This window comes from Tunturibacter psychrotolerans, from assembly GCF_040359615.1.
GTDB lineage: Bacteria > Acidobacteriota > Terriglobia > Terriglobales > Acidobacteriaceae > Edaphobacter > Edaphobacter psychrotolerans.
This window is the reverse complement of record NZ_CP132942.1, coordinates 3,280,833-3,297,001: the sequence shown is the minus strand read 5'-3', so window position 1 is coordinate 3,297,001 and position 16,169 is coordinate 3,280,833. Positions and strand designations below refer to the sequence as shown.

Here is a 16,169-nt window from a genome sequence, read left to right as displayed (position 1 = left end):
AACCCCCTGTGTTCATACTTCCTCCATTCCTGATCTGCCCCGAACCGTCCTGCTGTCTCTCTTCGACCTATCTCTACCCAACCGTGCCAATGCTCCGTACTCGAATCTCAGGAGGAATCTCTCCTGGCGCCAGCACCGTCACCTTCGGCAAAAACGGCTCCAGCCAACGTCGCACGTGATAACGGGCTGGACTCGGACATAGAAGCACGGGGAGTGCCGAGGTGGCCGCTCCTCCGGTTAGGCGTTTCACAGATTCCACCAGCCGCTTCAGAAAGTCCGAGCGCATGCCCGCTGGTCGTGATCCATCCCCCAACAGCAACCCGGCGCCCTGTGGATCAAAAGTCTGCTGCAGTTCGCTCTCAAGGTCCGGCTCCAGCACCAGCACCTTCAATCCGCCTTCGCCATCCAGCAGGGAATGCACCAGCCCCCTCCCCAGCGACTGCCGCACACTCTCCACCAGGTGCACCAAGTTCTTCGACTGCTGCGCGGCTTCCACCAGGATCTCGAGGATCGCCCCCAGGTCGCGAATCGAAACCTGCTCCCGCAGTAGCTGCTGCAGCACGCGCTGAACCTCGCCCAGCGTCATCATCTTTGGTACCAGCTCTTCCACCAACTTGGGATGACTGTCATTCAAGCTGTCCAACAGACGCTTCACCTCCTGCCGGCCCAGTAGTTCATGTGCATGCCTTCGAATCAACTCACCGAGATGCGTTCCAATCACAGTGGTCTGATCCACTACCGAGTAGCCTGCAGCAAGAGCCTGCTCCTCCAACCCAGGCTGAATCCACCGGGCCTGCACGCCAAACGCCGGCTCTTTCGTCTCCACGCCAGGCAGCACACGCGCTTTTGGATCTGAGTTCACGGCCAGCAACCAGTTTTGCTCTGTCTGCCAACGCGCAATCTCGATCCCGCGAAGACTCACAACATACTCACGCGGCTTCAGCCGCAGGTTGTCCGTAATATGAATCGGCGGAACGATAAACCCAAGCTCGGTCGCCAGGTGTCTCCGCAGCGCACGCACGCGGTTGAGCATTTGTCCGCCCTGCTTCTCGTCCACCATGGGAATCAGCTGGAATCCGATCTCCAACGTCAGCTCATCCATCTTCAGCAACGAGGCCAGATTCTCACCCTTCGCTGCATCCGCTGCTTTCGCTTTATCGCCCTTCGCAGCAACTCCGGAGGTCTCCTCCGCCAACAGTAAAGAAGCGTCCTTCGCCGCGGGAAGCCGCCGCGCAATCAATCCAACGCCAACTGCCAGCAACACAAACGACAGCTTCGGCAATCCAGGAATCAGAGCCAGCCCAAGCAGCACACCGCAGGCGATCCAGAGCGTATTGCGTCCCCGTAACAGTTGCGTACCCAGCTCTTCGTCGAGCGACCCAGCAGACGAAGCCCGCGTCAGCACCATGCCACCTGCAATCGAAACCAGCAGGCTGGGGATCATCGTTACGAGACCATCGCCGACCGTCAGAATGGTGTAGGTCTTTACCGCAGTAGCCAGATCCGTGCCATGCTGCAACACCCCGATCAACAATCCAGCCACGATGTTGATCGCCGTAATCAAAATCGTCGCCAGCGAATCTCGTTGATTGAACTTAGCCGCGCCATCCATCGCGCCGTAGAACTCAGCCTCGCGAGCGATGGCCTGTCTTCTCTTCCTCGCTCCTTGCTCATCGATCAAGCCTGCATTCATATCCGCGTCGATGGCCATCTGCTTACCCGGCAGAGCGTCGAGAGTAAATCTTGCCGTGACCTCAGCTGTTCTCACCGCACCATGGCTCACCACAAGAAACTGAATCGCGATCAGCGCAAGAAACAGAACCAGCCCGACCACATAATTCCCACCGACCACAAACTGCCCGAACGCTTCAATCACCGCACCTGCGGCATGCGTTCCCTCCTGTCCATGCAGCAAAATCCTCCGGCTCGATGCCAGATTCAAGGACAGCCGAAACAGTGTCAGCAACAAAAGCAGCGTTGGAAACACCGAGAAATCGACCGCGCGCCGCACCTGCACCGCTGTCAAAAACACAATCACCGACGCCGTAATGGAGGCTGCCAGCAAAATATCCAGCACCACACTCGGCACCGGAATAATCATGACGAACACCATGCTGATAGCCGCTACCGGCAACATCAGCGTCTGTAGCTTCGCCATCTGAAAACCACTATTCTTCTTTATCGCTGCTTCACTCACATCCCACCTCCAAAACCACGCATTCCAACCATTCCCGTCGCTCCCACGTTCCCTCTTCCATCGAACAGCCGGCTCGCCAATTTGGCCTTCTGCTCTCTCTCGTTCGCCTGACGATCCCGTCGCACACGCTCCTCTACCTTTTGCCGATAGAGAAAAGCCAGAATTCCCGCTACCGCCGCGTACAGATCAAATGGAATCGATTGCCCCGGCTCGACCATCTTGTATAAGCTCCGCGCCAGCGGCGGATTCTCAATAATCGGAACCCCCGCCCATCGCGCCTCTTCACGAATCTCCGCGGCCAGCAGATCGCGCCCCTTGGCGAGCACCGTAGGCGCCGACATCGTCTCGAAGCTGAACTCCAGCGCTACCGCATAGTGCGTAGGATTCGTAATCACCACGCTCGCCCGAGACATATCCGCCTTCACCTTGCGCTTACGCATCGCTCGCTGAGCCTGCCGGATCTTCGCCTTGATCTGCGGATTGCCCATAGCATCGCGCATCTCTTCGCGCAGCTCCTGCTTGCTCATCTTCAGCCGCTGATTCCAGCTCCTCCACTCGATCGCATAGTCGAGCGCGGACCACACCAGCGTCACCCACGCGGCATCGAGCGCCAACCCGTACGCCGCAGAAAACGTCGCAGGCAGTCGCAGCAGACTCATCACCGGCATCGGAATCATCAACGCCTTCAGAGCGCCCCAGCCCAGCACAACCATGACCGCTGCCGGGACCAACGACTTCACCAATCGTGTCGCCGATCGCAAGCTGAACAGGTTTCCCAAGTTCGTAACTGGATTCAGCTTCGAAAATTTAAGCTCCAACGTACTCGGATAGATCTGCACGCCACCGCTCTGTGCCACTCCCGACACCAGCGCACCGGCGAAGCTTGCCGCCATGACGAACCCCACAGGCATAAGCGCGGGCACGAGAATACGGCGCACAGCCACGTTGAAAAGCTGTTCTCCGCTCTGTCCATTCAAGCCGCTCACATTTGTCGTAGCGGAGCGGAGACTCTCCTGGTACACCTTGCCCCAGTCAGCCACAAACCCATTCGACATCGCGCCGAGCATCATGATGCCGCCGAGCATTGCCATCGCTGACAGCAACTCGCGGCTATGAACGCTATCGCCCTTATCCTTCGCTTTCTTCTTTCGTAATGGAGTAGCCTGCTCTGTGCCTTTATCTGCCATGTGGACCTCTCAAGCAGCAACAGCCCACCAGCACGATCGCGTGTCCCCACAAAATCTCAGACGCCGCCGACTGTCCGGTTTCACTCCCCATTGCCAGTCTCATGCCCGCACCAACAGCTTTGCCGCAGCATCCAGCAACGCCGTGAAGTGTCGCTCAATCCATCCAGGCCACACGGCCAGGCTCGCTATCAACACTACGTACGACACCATGGTCTTAGTCGGTACGCTGATCACAAGCGAAGGCAACTGAGGCGACAACCGTGCCACCAGCGCAACCGTCACCTCTACAGCCAACGCAGCCGCCATTACAGGAGCAGCCAACTGCACTCCGGACAAAAAGACTCCACCCGCCATCATGGCCAGCGCTACTCCGGTCTTCGCCTGCATCACCGCCTGCCCCACGGGCACAGCAGAAAAGCTCCTCACCACCGCGGCCAGCAAGCTACGATCCAGCCCTGAGCCGATGATCACCAGCACGCCCAGCCAGCTCAGCATCTGTCCCAGCACCGCCGTCTCGATCATCGCGTTGGGGTCTAGCAGATTCACCAGCGAAAAGCTGAACTGCAATCCCAATAGCGTCCCTGCAAAAGTCAGAGCCTCATTCAACAGCATCAGCGAAAGTCCAAACAGCAGCCCCACGCTCAGCTCCCCAAGCAAAGCTCTCCCGTCAAGCACGGCTCGCGCCCCCGGAACCATCGCCACTGCTGGCGCCAGCAGAATCGTCATCGCAAACACAAACCCGGCCTTGATCCGCGGGGCAATCGCCGAAGAAGAGAAGACCGGAGCGAATACCATCAGCCCGCTCAGCCGCACCATCACCAGCACCGCTGCCGTCAGGTACTGCGGCCAATCCGCTGTCAATCCACTCACTTCGCGATTCATTGCGCCTCTATCCCAGGTACTTGTGAAAGTCAGTGAACAAACGCACCGTAAATCCAACCAGCCGATGCACCATCCATGGCAGCACCGCCACAGTGATGACAAAGACCACCACCAACCTCGGAACGGCCGTCAGCGTCTGCTCCTGCACGCTCGTGAGGGTCTGCAGTAAACTCACGGCAAGACTTACCAGGGCCGCCGCCACCAGCAGAGGTGCGCTCAAAAGCATCGCCTCAATCAACACTCGCCGCATAATCTCTACCGTCTGATCCGGTCCCATCTCCGCTCCGATCGCGACTTACTCGCCGCACTAAAAGCTCTTAATCAGCTGATCTGCCAACAAACTCCACCCGTCGATCATTACGAAGAGCAAAATCTTCAAAGGTGTCGAAATCACGACCGGTGGCAGCTGCATCATGCCAATCGAGGTCGTAATACTTGCCACAACTAAATCCACCAGCAGAAACGGCAGAAACAAGATCGCGCCAATCTGAAACCCTGCCTTCAACTCGCTCAGGATGTATGCGGGGACCACGACCTGAATCGGCAGGTCCTCTCTCTTATTCGGTCGCGTGGCCATCCCCGCCGAAGCAAATACTGCAAGATCCTTCTCCCGCGCATAGCGCAGCATGTATCTCTTTACGGGTGCCACTCCGAGGTCCAGTGCCTGCTCCCCCGTTATCGTCCCCGCGCTGTACGGAGCGACAGCGGTATGCTCGACCTCCAGCAGAACCGGCTGCATCAGAAACCAGGTCATCATCAACGCCAGTCCCATTAAGATCTGGTTTGACGGAGCAGTCTGTGTCCCCAGCGCCTGCCGCAAAAAATGAAACACCACAAGAAGCCGCACCATGGGAGTCATCGACAGCAACAGTGCCGGCAGCAGGGTCAACAGTGTCAGGCCAACGACGATCGACCACGGAACGCTCTTGCTTCCCGCCAGCTCAGATGCGATCGAATCGTTCTTCTTCGCACCCGAAGCCGCAGTAGCAGTGTTCGCGCCCGTTCCGACCCCATGAGTCTTCACACCAGCTTTGGCGTTCTTTGACTGCGTCTGACCGTGAACGGCAATAGAGCTTCCCGCCGGCTTCTTAACCCAGAATGACTCCGGCGCCACCGCCGCTGCGACCATCATCCTGCCCTCTGCCTGCGCATAAGCCACAGGCAAAGCCATCGCCAACACTGTCAGCGCAAGCACCAGCCAGCGAAGTGCGGTTTTCACCGGCATAGTTCATCCATCCTGTCCGTCGTGAGGCTCGTCGAAGACTCAGCTCTCAGCCGAACGATTGTCTCCACACTCTCGAAGCTGCCACCAACCAGAAAGCTCTCCCCCGCGCACGTCACCAACATCAGTTGCCGTTTCCCGCCAAGCGACAGTGTCTCCACCAACTGGAGCTGTTTCTTCTGAGAGACTCGCGGCTCGCGCCAACTCTGCGCCAGACCTAACACCCATCCCGCAAGTCCCTGAACCTCGGACGCCGCGGCTTCGTTCAAATTTCGTGGTCTCACACCCTGCATAAACCGCATCTCAACTCCTCGCTCGACACACTTAGTCAACTTTCCATGCAGCGCTGCACCCCTACCCGAGGCGTGTCAACCGAAGTCCCAGCCGCTGATCCACGACCTCAAACTCACTCCAACCCAACTGCACCTGACCGACCATCAGCGGTACATCTTCCGTTTCAGGCGAACCGCTTTCAAACACCTGGCCTACCTTCAGCGTCAGCACGTCGCGCACCCGGAACCGATTCAAAGGCACTCCTACCCGCATCGTGATCCGCAATTGCGACAGCATCTCCCACGATGGATGCTCTTCAATCCGCGTTATCCATGGAGCACCAGGCGCCGTCTTTACCAGATCCAGACTCTTCGTCCCAACACTCCCCATACCGGCCACCGCAAGCTCTGTCCCCGTCATCTCTCTCCCTGTCCGCTCGTCTCTTCTGCGAGTCAAAATCTCGTGTTAGCGCTGAACCAGAAAGTCGGTGAAAAACACATCCATCACCTTCAGATCAGCGTTATGTTCGGCCAACGCCGTCTTCAACTCTGTCTTCAACTCTTCTTTGCCATCAACGGCCAGTAGACGGTCCGCAGTCTGTTGCCCAAGCACCGTCAACATCGTGTCGCGTACCGAGGCGACGGCATCACTGTTCTCTTTGCCATCTTTGGGCTTTTCTTCCTTGGGCTTCGCGTCTTTACCTTCTGCGGAATCTGCCACACGCAAAGTCATAGCGATCCGGAGGTACGAGCTCCCGCCCGCATCCGCGAGGTTAACCAGTAACGGATCCAGCACCATGGCATGAGTCGCGGCCGGGGCTGCAGCTTCCGCCCTGTGAGCTGCCCCTTCTCGTCCAGGTAGCCGACCCGTCCGCACCAGGTAGTACACAACGCCGCCAACACCCAACGTGGCGACAACGACTCCCAACACCACGGCAATCAATAAAGGAATGAGTGGAAACTTAGCCGCCACCGGAGCTGCCGTTGCAGCGGGAGGGGAATCCGGAGGAACCGTAGAAGAGACGCCAGCAAGAACTGTAGGTGAAGTAGCCATGATGCCTGAAGAGATTGCAAGCGGGTGGCCAGTTCAGAGTCTGAGAACATTAGCGAATTTTCAGGTTCCGTACCGTAGGGCTCGCTCTTGAACAGGAAGAACAGCCGAGGCGGCCAGCCGGTCGGACCGATCTTCCGGTCCCGCACCCGCTAAGCCGCCTCAACCAGCTTCAGGAGATATTACCGAACCATCCCAATCACATCCTGCGAGATCGTATCGAAGGTAGTTACCGTCTTCGAGTTGGCCTCGAACGCCCTTTGCGCAACAATCAGATTAGAGAATTCTGTTGAAATATTGACGTTGGACTGTTCGAGCGTACTGTCATCCACTACACCGCGCCCGCCGGTTCCCGCCACTCCGGCAACGAACTGCCCCGAGGCCCCCGTCGTCTGGAAGTTATTGCCTCCCACGGAGACCAGGCCCTGCACGTTAGCAACATTCGCCACCGCAATCTGACCGATCGTCTGCGAGTTGCCGTTGCTGAACTTAGCTTGAATCACGCCACTGGGGTCCACTGTGAATCCCGTGTAGTTACCACTTGTGAAACCATCCTGAGGAGTCGCGCCGTTGCTGTTCGCGGAAGCCAACTGTGTGAGTAGAGGGCTTGTTCCCCCTCCGTTTAGATTCCAGTTGAAGGTAAGATCACTGGCTCCATCGGCCATCGTGGGAAAGCTGATCCCGCTGATTGCTCCAGTTGGTGACGTCAGGTTTCCGCTCGAATCAAAGGTAAGAGTTCCGGTAGTGTTTACCGGGGTTCCAGTCGCATCGCCGGCGGGCAATGCAATAGAGTAGCTCCAGGTGTTTGTAGCGGTTTTATCATAGGTAATCGTTACCTGATGGCTCTGGCCGAGCGAGTCAAACACCTGTATTGGCGTCGTAAACGTTGTGCCAACTGTCGCGCCCGAGTTCAGGTTCGCGGTCACCGAAATATTCTGTGTCGCCTGAGCTCCTTCGGTCGCGCCCACCGGAAGCGTGATCGGTGCGGGATTGGTGTTCGTATTCACCACGCCGCTCGTCGCCGGGTAACCCAATACAAACTGACCGTCCTGCGTCGTCAAACTACCGCTGTTGCCCACCGTAAAGTTTCCTGCCCTGGTCAGCGACTGCTGGCCATTTTGCTCCACGATGAAAAAGCCATTGCCGTCCAGAGCCATATCGCTCGTGTTCCCGTTGGCATCAGGCAAAAGCGTTCCCTCACTGAAATCAGTCGAGGTCGAACCGACCTTGGTTCCTGATCCCACCTGGATCGGATCGCCCGCCCCGGACTCTCCAAGCTGTTGATGAAAGAGATCTTCGAACGAAGTCGTCTGCCCCTTATAAGCCGTCGTGTTGAGGTTCGCCAGATTGTTTCCAATCGTGTTCAACGCAGTCGTGTCAGCCTCAAGTCCTGACAGTGCAATCGAAAAATTTCCCATCTTCTTCTCCCTGTTCTTTCTGGTTATAGTTCTGTTGACCGCGCGGACCGTCGGTAAACGGGCGCCACAGGCTGTCCATTGTGGCTTAGCTCGCCGTCGAGCCGCCCCATATCGCGTTCTGTCCTGGAATCGACTGCAAACCCAACGCAGCGTTTGCGCTCGTAGCTGCAGCCACCGCATCCGAGCTCGCCCCGGAAGCGGAGCTGGAACCAGAGCCAGATGGAGGAGCAGGAGCTGATACTGCACCATCAAGGGTCCCAATTCCCTGGTTGATCGAAATGAGCTGTTCGAGACTGTTCACCTGTGCCAACTGTGTGATGTATTGGTTTGGATCCGTCGGCTGCGTAGGATCCTGGTTCTGGAGCTCACTCACCAGCAACGTCAGAAAATCATCCGACGTGATATCCGATGGATCGCTCGCCGCACTGCTGCTAGCTGATCCGCTGTTAGATGTTCCGTTGGTCGACGTCGCCTTCGGCGTCGCATGTACGGCCGCCTGCTTCGGAGCCAGTGCCGAAGCCACTGTTCCTGCCGACGACGCTCCCGATGTTACAAACGAATTTAGTTGTGACCAATCCATCCTTCTATCTCCTCATCCCATGTAGTTTGTTGAAATTTGATCTGTGCGTTATGCCCTAACGCTCAACCAGCTTCCGCCGCCTTCATAGACGGTCAGCGGTAGCGTCCCATCCTCTCCAACTCCCCGCAATTCCTGATAGCTCGAGACATCCTCTGTAGCCTCCGTGGCCGCATTCACAGAACTCTGTCGTTGCTCTCCTCCTTCGTTACTTCCCTGTGGCGTTTGTCCATTTGCGCCACTCTCTGTTCCGGCTGAGTAGCCTCGCGAGTCAGTTCCTGTGCCCGCCGCCGGATGAACAACAACCGAATTCACCGCAACCTTCTCCGCCTGGAGATAGGCCGTCAGCGAGGGCAGCTCCCGATGCAGCATCTCCTGGCTCGCCGAAGACGCCGCCGAGACCGAAGCATTCACGACACCGCCGTCTGTCATCTCAGCCCGAACCTTCAACCACCCGTGTGTGCCATCAGGAATCCCAACCTCAAGCGCCGTTGGAGTCGCCGACAAAGTTCGTGGCATTGACTCGAAGGACCGCGCAACCGCACCTGAACCATCCTGCTCTCTGAGTCCAGTAGTCAGTCCCGAAGTCTGTGCGCCCGACTCTCCGTTTGGCAGCTTCACTAGCCCTGTCACACCAGACGGCACCGCCGCACTCGTAAGATCGCTCCCAGAAACCACCGAATGAATCGAGGTCCCCAGAGACTCGCCTGCAGTTCGTCCCTTACCATCGCCATCGCCGGCTGGATTCCCCGTTACTGCCGATGATCTCTCCGCTCTCACATCAACCTTCGCGGTTCCGGTCGGATCCGCCGAAGCCGTAGGTGTCGTCTCAATATTCGACGCAGGAGTTTTCGTGCTCTGCACAAGGTTTTTGTGACTCGAGCCATCTGCAGTTGAGGTCGTCCCCGCAATCGATGTTGTGTTGCTCGCAGCCGCACTAACGAGGGCCGTTCCATCTGCAGCCCCATCACTCATAGCGTTATGTGAAACGGTCGAGGCGACATATGCCTCTGTGTGACCAGACAACGGAGCGGGAACCTGTATCACAACGCCCTGCGCAGCCTTAGCCTCATCTGTCACCGCATGGACTGCAGTCGTGCCGCCCTTCGAAGCAACTGCTGCCGTTGCATCACTCCCTTGCGTTTTGATTGTCTTCTTCGCGGTGGCAGTCTCCGGCGCTGTGCCTGTCGCCGCAATCCCCTTCGAAGTCACAGGCGTCTCGAGGCTGGGTATCAGAACCTGATTCTCGTCCCGCTGGCCCTCCACCGGATTTACCGCCCCAGTCCGTATGCCTGAGGCCGCAGCAAGGGGCAGACCCGTTAGCGTCTCCCCTGTGATCCCTTCCGTGTTCTCGGATAGCTCAGCAACTTGAGTTCCTGAATCTTTCGTCTCTACAAAACACTCCGGCTCTGCTGCAGCCACAGTCTGCGAGGGACTACTCTTGGCGCCTGCGATCTCTTTGCTAGCACCTCCGCTTGAGACCACCTGGCCCGCAAGCGTCTTTGCCTTCCCCGCAGCCGTCAACTCAGGCACGTCAATCAAATTCTTAGTGACTAACTCCGACTTGGGAGTACTCCCTTCGGGCAGTGTTCCAGCCGCAGATCCCTTCTCCACTAACGCCGCAGAGCCTCCTACTGAGGCCTCCAAATTCCACGCGCTTGGACCAGCCGTCGCCTCCGCAGTTGTCCGCAACTCAGGCGGAGCTCCCGCAGCAGAATCCTTGTCCACCGTCTCCGAAGGGATACCCACGCGAGCATCAAGGGCCTGCGCGAACGTGGGTCCTTCTAACTTATCTACCTCTTGGGCAACCGGACGCTTCGTACTCTGTTCCGCGCCCATCGACATCAGAATCGCCGTGCTCATCATCTCTGTCCCTCGCCCATCTCTTGCAGCCGATGCAATTGCAATCCACAGACCAAACCAATCCCAAAACTATTAGGAAGCTTTCATGTGCTCATTCTCCTCCGCCATCTCTGTCGCGTCGGTCCATCGCCTTCGCGACAGGAAGAGATCATCGGAGGTTGATTGCGCCCTGCGGCCCTCTTCCACCGCCGTTCGCCTTTCCATCTCCTCGTAGACTCGCTTCATCTGTTCTTTTTTCAAGCGGCTCGCGACATACTGCTCCCTGGCTGCATCGCTCAGCTCTTGGCGCTCCAGGCGAATCTTCTCCAGTCTCTGTGTCCGCCACCCTGCGGTCTCCTGCTGGGTTTCGGACATCATCCAACCGGCACGATCTCCGGCCGAAAGCGCTTCACGACCATCAGTACGCGCCGTCTGTGCGACACTCTGCTCCATCTCAATCGCCCGCTGTGCCTCATGAACCGCGATTGTTATCCTCTGCAGTTCGGTCGAATGCATCTGCTCGACAGCAGCATACAAATTCATCAATCGTTGCAAGGTCTCCAGCCGTGTCGACATTCTTTTAAATCTCCATCCGGTTTAGCCGTGCCACACTGTCCTGCATCGTCACTCGCTCATCGCTTCTCTGTTCAAGAAACTGACGTAACATAGGCATCGCCTGCATCGCCCGGTCAAGATCTTCATCGGTCCCCGCTTTGTAGGCTCCAATGCGAATCAAATCCTCTGATCGCGCATAGGCCGCCAGCAGTCTACGCACGATAGAGGCCTGTGCCCGATGCTCAGGTGCCGTGACCGCAGGCATCAATCGGCTCAGCGAATCCAGGACATTCACCGGTGGATACCATCCGCTCGCGGCCATCGACCGAGACAACACCACATGCCCATCCAGCAGCGATCGCACCGCATCCACCACTGGATCCTGCTGATCGTCGCCTTCCATCAGTACCGTATAAAAGGCTGTGATGCTCCCATTGCGAAAGTTCCCCGCGCGCTCCACCAGCTTCGCCAGCTTTGCAAACACCGAAGGCGTATACCCCTTGCTGGCTGGGGGCTCTCCCGCCGCAAGCCCCAACTCTCGCGCCGCCATCGCGTATCGCGTCAACGAATCCAACACGAGCAAAACATGCTTCCCTCGTGCCGCATAAAACTCCGCCACCGAGGTCGCTGCCATCGCCGCTCGCATCCGCAACAAAGGACTTTGATCCGAAGTTGAAACCAACACCACCGATCGTTTGCGCCCCTCTTCCCCCAGCGAATCCTCGACAAATTCGCGCACCTCGCGCCCACGCTCACCCACCAATCCAACCACCGTAAGATCGGCCGCTGTATTCCGGGTCATCATCCCTATCAACGTGCTCTTACCTACACCCGACCCACCAAATATCCCAACTCGCTGCCCACGCCCAACCGTCAGCATTCCGTCCAACACGCGAAGGCCTGTCTGCAACGGCTCTCGAATCGGCTCACGCTCCATTGGGTGCGGTATGGTTCCATCAAGTGGCCACACCGCTGTCGCCCGCGGCGTCGGCAGTCCATCAAGCGGCGTCCCCAAAGCATCGACGATGCGCCCTTCCATCTCTGTCCCTACTGCGATCTGCGGCGTCACACCCATTGCGAGCACCGCATCTCCATAGCGAATTCCCTGCGTCTCCTTCAAAGGCATCGCCAGCACATGCCTGCCGCGAAATCCGATAACCTCCGCCCGATGTCTTTGACCCTCGCTGTCGACGATCTCGCAACACTCTCCCACCGAACACAAAGGGCCCTCGGCTTCTACCGTTTGTCCATTCGCCTCCACCACACGCCCACTCCACCGCCAGGCTGGCCGATTCGCCAGCTGGGTCATGTAAACGCCCAGACAATTCGAACCCGTATCCACGGCGCCCTGAGTGTCGCCTCTCATGCGGGCCTCTGCTGCAGCAGATCGAAGAAGCCTCGTTCAATCTCCTCCAACTGCGCGCTTACACCCAGTTCCACTCGGCCAACGTTTGTTTCAAGCACACATTCGCTGGTTCCCAGCCGCTCATCTCCCACCAGCTTCAGAGTGGATTCTTGATTCGCGGCAAACGCCCCCCGCCACTTCTCAACCTCGCTAGCTGGCACTCGCAGCACCACACTACTGTCCTTTGCAATCTTTTCGAGCGCCACTTTCACCACGCCAGCCAATAACAGCGGATCGAGGTTAGCCTCACGATGGAGCACTCGGTTCGCGATGGCTAGTGCCAACCGAACAATCTCACTCTCTACTGCAGCAAAGTATTTCGTTCGCTGTTCACGAAACTCTTCTTCAACTCTTTGAAGCCGAGACCGCTCCTCCGCGATCCTCTCTTCAAGCTCCGTCTGCCATAGAAGACGAGCCTCAGCCGTCGCCTCACTCCGCGCGATCTCGACTCGATCTGACATCTGCTCCGTCTGAGGTTGCTGTGGCCCAACAAGCGCCTCTTTCTCCGGCGGAAGAGTCTCTACACCAGCGATCTCGTCCTCCGACTCGCTATCAGCGACGAACGCTGGTCGATCCAACGGATAAAACTCAAGCCGCGATATGTTCTTCGCATCCGGCTTCATGAGCCTCTCGGGCAATCGCACCGCGGCGCTACCGTTCGCATCTGCACCTGCGCTTTCAGACGGCGAGATCATCTTCCACCTCCATCTTCAAGATCATCCGTCCTTCGCTTTCAAGCTGCCTCGCCAGAGCAAGCAGCTCCTGCTGAGCCGCATTCACGTCTCTCATCCGGACCGGTCCCATCACCTCCATGTCCTCTTTTAACATCTCGACTGCACGTGAACTCATTGCCTTGAACAAGTGAGCTTTCACATTGTCCTTGCCGCCCTTCAGAGCAACCGCCAACGTCTTTTTGTCAACTTCGCTTACAAACTCGCGAATACTCTCAGCAGGCACCGTGCATAGGTCTTCGAACACAAACATCAGCTCGCGTATCCCGATAGCCACCTTCGGTTCGCTCTGTTCAATCTCCTCCAGGATCCCGCGGCTCTCGCCCTGATCCAGCCGGTTCAACAGTTCAGCGACTGCCTTGAAGCCCGAGTACGACTTCCTCCCACTCGAACCCATCTTTTCCATTCGCTTATGCAGCGCCATCGCAACCGTCTGCGCCATCTCCGGCGAGAACTGCCGCATCTCCGCGAGGCGCCGCACCACATCCACCCGCATCGCACCCTGCAGATTCATCAGCACAGTCGAACCACGCTTCGCATCGAGATGTGCCAGTACCAGCGCGACAGTCTGCGAGTGTTCATTCTCCAGAAACTTGCTCAGATGTTGTGCATCCATATTCTGCAACATCGCCATGTCGCCGTTCGTACGTTCGCGAATCTTCTTTACCTGCTGCAGAAGTTCCTCGGCTCTCGTTGCACCAAAGGCTTCTGTGAGCAGCTTGAGCGCGTAGTCCGGGCCGCCGCGAACCATGTATTGCTGCGTCTCCAGCAACCCGTAGAACTCGGTCAGCACCTGGGTCAACTGGGCCGCAGGGACATCTCCCAGCCTCGTAATCTCTTCCGTCACCCGGCGCACATCGTTTTCCGAAAGGCTCTGAAAGAGCGTCTTCGCCAGTTCGTCTCCGATCGCGACCATCAGGATTGCGGCCTTCCGCAGTCCCGGAATATCGGCCGGCACAAATCCCGACTCCGGTGTCAACAGCAGCGGATTCTGCCGCATCGTCTCTGCACCTGAAAACTGCACTGCTGTCCCCATTACGACCTCTCCTCAGACGTTCCAATCCACGCCTCGATCAACCGCGTGCTCTGCGCCGGCTCCCGGCGAATGTGCTCCGACACCTGCTCAAAGATTCCCTGCTGCAACTGGTAGGTTTTGTTTCTCGACCGCGGCAGTTCTTCCACCGATTCCTCGGGCAGCGGCAATAACTGTTCTCCCCCCGCGCCCATCACTCCCACCTCGCCACTTGCCGCCGGCAACATCATTGGCTCGCGTAACGTCGCAGTCATCTGGCTCGCAACCGGCCGCAACACAAACAGCACCAGCAGCACACCGCAGAGACCAATCACCGACGTTCGGACGAGTCCCGGTTGCGTATGCAACAACCCGCGCACCTCTTCCATCAGCCTGTCCATGGTCGGTGGCTTTACCTCAGGAGCATTCGTGCTGAAGCTCACGTTTTGCATCACCACCTGGTCACCGCGCCGCGCATCATAGCCAACCGCAGCCTGCGCAAGCTCCTCCAGCCGATGCATCTCCTCCGCGCTGCGCGGCTTCCACACCACATGTTCCAGCTTGCCCGCACCCTCAGTCATACTCCGATCGTTCACCACCACCGCAGCCGACACACGACGCACTCGGCCCGGCCCCTGCTCCGTATGCACCAGATGTTTTGTAACTCCGTAGGTTCCATTTTCCTGATGAATGCTTTGCCCCTGCGCTCCATTCTGTTGCGGATACACCGGCAAAGCCTGAGCCTGTTTCTGCAGCAAGGGAGGAGTTCCCGGTGCAGCGGCCGCCTGCGATCCTGCCACGGCACCCTCAGGAGACGCCCCAGGCGAATTACTTGCCGTCCCCGGAACGCCCGAAGGCCCTCCCCGTCCGGTCGATATCTGTTCGCTCTTCTGCATGCTCAATGTCGCCACTTCGGTTGGGTCATAGACCTCGTCGGTCCGCTCTTCGCTTCCCTCGTCATAGCTAACGTTCACGGTAGCGCGCACGTTGTCGCGCCCTGCCAGCGGCTCGAGCATCGCGACCAACTTTGCTTCCATCGACTGCTCAGCGTCAGCCTCAGCCGCGTTGCTCGAGCGCGGCTTGAAGTTCACCCGTCCATCGGCATCCACCAGCGTGACTTGATCCGTGCTCAGATTCTCCACCGAGCCCGCTACCAAACTACGAATCGCATCCGCCTGCTCCGGGTCGAGCGCATCCCGCTTCAGCTTCAACACTACCGAAGCCTTCGCCACCCTCTCTTCGGCGGTAAACAACGAAGGCTGCGGCAGCACCAGGTGCACACGGGCCGACTTGACCACACCCAAAGTTCCAATCGTGTGCTCAAGCTCGCCCTCAAGAGCGCGCTGATAGTTCACACGTTCATCAAACTCACTGCCCACCCAGTTCGGTTTATCGAACAGTTCGAAACCCAGGCGCCCGGTCTGCGGCATCCCCTTCGCCGCAACCTCCATCCGAGCCTTATCCAACATATCTGCCGGCACCTGCACTCCAGCGCCATCTGCCGTTGTCTCGTACGGAATTCCCGCTGCTGCAAGCTCCTGCGAAACCTGCTGTACATCCTTTGCATCCAGCCCGTTGAAAAGCACACGCCAATCCGGCCGGCCCGCAAACCAAACCATCGCGGCGCACATCGCAGCCAGAAAAACCCCAGCCGCAATCAGCCACGTTCTTTTCGCCGCCGGCATTGCCATCAACCGCTCGCGCATCGCCGAGGCCATCGCCTGCGCCTTCTCGAGCGGAGTCGCGCCCGCCACACCAGCGCTGGCCTGTCCCGCTCTTTGAATCCCCGCCCCGCCAACCTGTTCTGTCTCTGCCATC

16 protein-coding genes are annotated in these 16,169 nt (G+C 58.2%); all 16 read right to left on the bottom strand.

The features are described from left to right. Positions 1 to 73 precede the first annotated feature (73 nt). The 16 genes from flhA to fliF all read right to left on the bottom strand — a co-directional run bounded on the left by flhA (position 74) and on the right by fliF (position 16,168). Positions 74 to 2,158: a flagellar biosynthesis protein FlhA gene (gene flhA, locus RBB77_RS13680; RefSeq protein WP_353067631.1), complete on the bottom strand. Its 2,085-nt coding sequence runs from the start codon at positions 2,156 to 2,158 to the stop codon at positions 74 to 76. 35 nt (positions 2,159 to 2,193) lie between these two features. Further along, entirely contained in the window at positions 2,194 to 3,384 is a 1,191-nt protein-coding gene (locus RBB77_RS13675) for an EscU/YscU/HrcU family type III secretion system export apparatus switch protein (RefSeq protein WP_353062302.1), read from the bottom strand. Between the two features lie 99 nt (positions 3,385 to 3,483). Continuing rightward, positions 3,484 to 4,266 carry a flagellar biosynthetic protein FliR gene (locus RBB77_RS13670; protein WP_353062301.1) on the bottom strand — a complete coding sequence of 261 codons (783 nt, stop codon included), beginning with the start codon at positions 4,264 to 4,266 and terminating at the stop codon, positions 3,484 to 3,486. Positions 4,267 to 4,273: 7 nt separating this feature from the next. After that, entirely contained in the window at positions 4,274 to 4,543 is a 270-nt protein-coding gene (locus tag RBB77_RS13665; protein WP_353062300.1) for a flagellar biosynthetic protein FliQ, read from the bottom strand. A gap of 30 nt (positions 4,544 to 4,573) precedes the next feature. After that, positions 4,574 to 5,491: a flagellar type III secretion system pore protein FliP gene (fliP, locus tag RBB77_RS13660; RefSeq protein WP_353062299.1), complete on the bottom strand. Its 918-nt coding sequence runs from the start codon at positions 5,489 to 5,491 to the stop codon at positions 4,574 to 4,576. Next, complete coding sequence (locus tag RBB77_RS13655) at positions 5,482 to 5,790, bottom strand: flagellar biosynthetic protein FliO (protein WP_353062298.1); 309 nt, start codon at positions 5,788 to 5,790, stop codon at positions 5,482 to 5,484. The genes fliP and RBB77_RS13655 overlap by 10 nt, the downstream gene beginning before the upstream one ends. Before the next feature lie 52 nt (positions 5,791 to 5,842). Then, positions 5,843 to 6,181: a FliM/FliN family flagellar motor C-terminal domain-containing protein gene (locus RBB77_RS13650; RefSeq protein WP_353062297.1), complete on the bottom strand. Its 339-nt coding sequence runs from the start codon at positions 6,179 to 6,181 to the stop codon at positions 5,843 to 5,845. Positions 6,182 to 6,226: 45 nt separating this feature from the next. Further along, a complete protein-coding gene (locus tag RBB77_RS13645) occupies positions 6,227 to 6,814 on the bottom strand; it encodes a flagellar basal body-associated FliL family protein (RefSeq protein ID WP_353062296.1) in 588 nt (195 codons plus the stop codon). Positions 6,815 to 6,993: 179 nt separating this feature from the next. Then, entirely contained in the window at positions 6,994 to 8,229 is a 1,236-nt protein-coding gene (locus RBB77_RS13640; protein ID WP_353062295.1) for a flagellar hook protein FlgE, read from the bottom strand. Positions 8,230 to 8,314: 85 nt separating this feature from the next. Continuing rightward, the gene (locus tag RBB77_RS13635; protein ID WP_353062294.1) at positions 8,315 to 8,809 is read right to left on the bottom strand and encodes a flagellar hook capping FlgD N-terminal domain-containing protein; all 495 of its coding nucleotides are present in this window, start codon (positions 8,807 to 8,809) and stop codon (positions 8,315 to 8,317) included. Positions 8,810 to 8,857: 48 nt separating this feature from the next. Then, the gene (locus RBB77_RS13630) at positions 8,858 to 10,672 is read right to left on the bottom strand and encodes a hypothetical protein (RefSeq protein WP_353062293.1); all 1,815 of its coding nucleotides are present in this window, start codon (positions 10,670 to 10,672) and stop codon (positions 8,858 to 8,860) included. Positions 10,673 to 10,741: 69 nt separating this feature from the next. Then, positions 10,742 to 11,224, bottom strand: a complete 483-nt coding sequence (locus RBB77_RS13625) for a hypothetical protein (protein ID WP_353062292.1) — start codon at positions 11,222 to 11,224, stop codon at positions 10,742 to 10,744. Between the two features lie 4 nt (positions 11,225 to 11,228). Next, positions 11,229 to 12,569 carry a FliI/YscN family ATPase gene (locus RBB77_RS13620; RefSeq protein WP_353062291.1) on the bottom strand — a complete coding sequence of 447 codons (1,341 nt, stop codon included), beginning with the start codon at positions 12,567 to 12,569 and terminating at the stop codon, positions 11,229 to 11,231. Then, complete coding sequence (locus RBB77_RS13615; protein WP_353062290.1) at positions 12,566 to 13,303, bottom strand: FliH/SctL family protein; 738 nt, start codon at positions 13,301 to 13,303, stop codon at positions 12,566 to 12,568. The genes RBB77_RS13620 and RBB77_RS13615 overlap by 4 nt, the downstream gene beginning before the upstream one ends. Then, the gene (gene fliG / locus RBB77_RS13610) at positions 13,287 to 14,375 is read right to left on the bottom strand and encodes a flagellar motor switch protein FliG (protein ID WP_353062289.1); all 1,089 of its coding nucleotides are present in this window, start codon (positions 14,373 to 14,375) and stop codon (positions 13,287 to 13,289) included. Before fliG ends, RBB77_RS13615 begins: the two co-directional genes overlap by 17 nt. Then, positions 14,375 to 16,168: a flagellar basal-body MS-ring/collar protein FliF gene (gene fliF / locus RBB77_RS13605; RefSeq protein ID WP_353062288.1), complete on the bottom strand. Its 1,794-nt coding sequence runs from the start codon at positions 16,166 to 16,168 to the stop codon at positions 14,375 to 14,377. Before fliF ends, fliG begins: the two co-directional genes overlap by 1 nt. Between the last annotated feature and the right edge of the window lies 1 nt (position 16,169).

What these genes read in the sequence shown, in the direction of transcription:
- RBB77_RS13675 (WP_353062302.1), bottom strand. Translation starts at nt 3,384, where the DNA reads ATGGCAGATAAAGGCACAGAGCAGGCTACTCCATTACGAAAGAAGAAA.
- RBB77_RS13670 (WP_353062301.1), bottom strand. Translation starts at nt 4,266, where the DNA reads ATGAATCGCGAAGTGAGTGGATTGACAGCGGATTGGCCGCAGTACCTG.
- fliG (WP_353062289.1), bottom strand. Translation starts at nt 14,375, where the DNA reads ATGGGGACAGCAGTGCAGTTTTCAGGTGCAGAGACGATGCGGCAGAAT.
- RBB77_RS13645 (WP_353062296.1), bottom strand. Translation starts at nt 6,814, where the DNA reads ATGGCTACTTCACCTACAGTTCTTGCTGGCGTCTCTTCTACGGTTCCT.
- RBB77_RS13615 (WP_353062290.1), bottom strand. Translation starts at nt 13,303, where the DNA reads ATGATCTCGCCGTCTGAAAGCGCAGGTGCAGATGCGAACGGTAGCGCC.
- RBB77_RS13665 (WP_353062300.1), bottom strand. Translation starts at nt 4,543, where the DNA reads ATGGGACCGGATCAGACGGTAGAGATTATGCGGCGAGTGTTGATTGAG.
- RBB77_RS13640 (WP_353062295.1), bottom strand. Translation starts at nt 8,229, where the DNA reads ATGGGAAATTTTTCGATTGCACTGTCAGGACTTGAGGCTGACACGACT.
- RBB77_RS13620 (WP_353062291.1), bottom strand. Translation starts at nt 12,569, where the DNA reads ATGAGAGGCGACACTCAGGGCGCCGTGGATACGGGTTCGAATTGTCTG.
- fliP (WP_353062299.1), bottom strand. Translation starts at nt 5,491, where the DNA reads ATGCCGGTGAAAACCGCACTTCGCTGGCTGGTGCTTGCGCTGACAGTG.
- RBB77_RS13630 (WP_353062293.1), bottom strand. Translation starts at nt 10,672, where the DNA reads ATGATGAGCACGGCGATTCTGATGTCGATGGGCGCGGAACAGAGTACG.
- fliF (WP_353062288.1), bottom strand. Translation starts at nt 16,168, where the DNA reads ATGGCAGAGACAGAACAGGTTGGCGGGGCGGGGATTCAAAGAGCGGGA.
- RBB77_RS13655 (WP_353062298.1), bottom strand. Translation starts at nt 5,790, where the DNA reads ATGCGGTTTATGCAGGGTGTGAGACCACGAAATTTGAACGAAGCCGCG.
- flhA (WP_353067631.1), bottom strand. Translation starts at nt 2,158, where the DNA reads ATGGCGAAGCTACAGACGCTGATGTTGCCGGTAGCGGCTATCAGCATG.
- RBB77_RS13635 (WP_353062294.1), bottom strand. Translation starts at nt 8,809, where the DNA reads ATGGATTGGTCACAACTAAATTCGTTTGTAACATCGGGAGCGTCGTCG.
- RBB77_RS13650 (WP_353062297.1), bottom strand. Translation starts at nt 6,181, where the DNA reads ATGACGGGGACAGAGCTTGCGGTGGCCGGTATGGGGAGTGTTGGGACG.
- RBB77_RS13625 (WP_353062292.1), bottom strand. Translation starts at nt 11,224, where the DNA reads ATGTCGACACGGCTGGAGACCTTGCAACGATTGATGAATTTGTATGCT.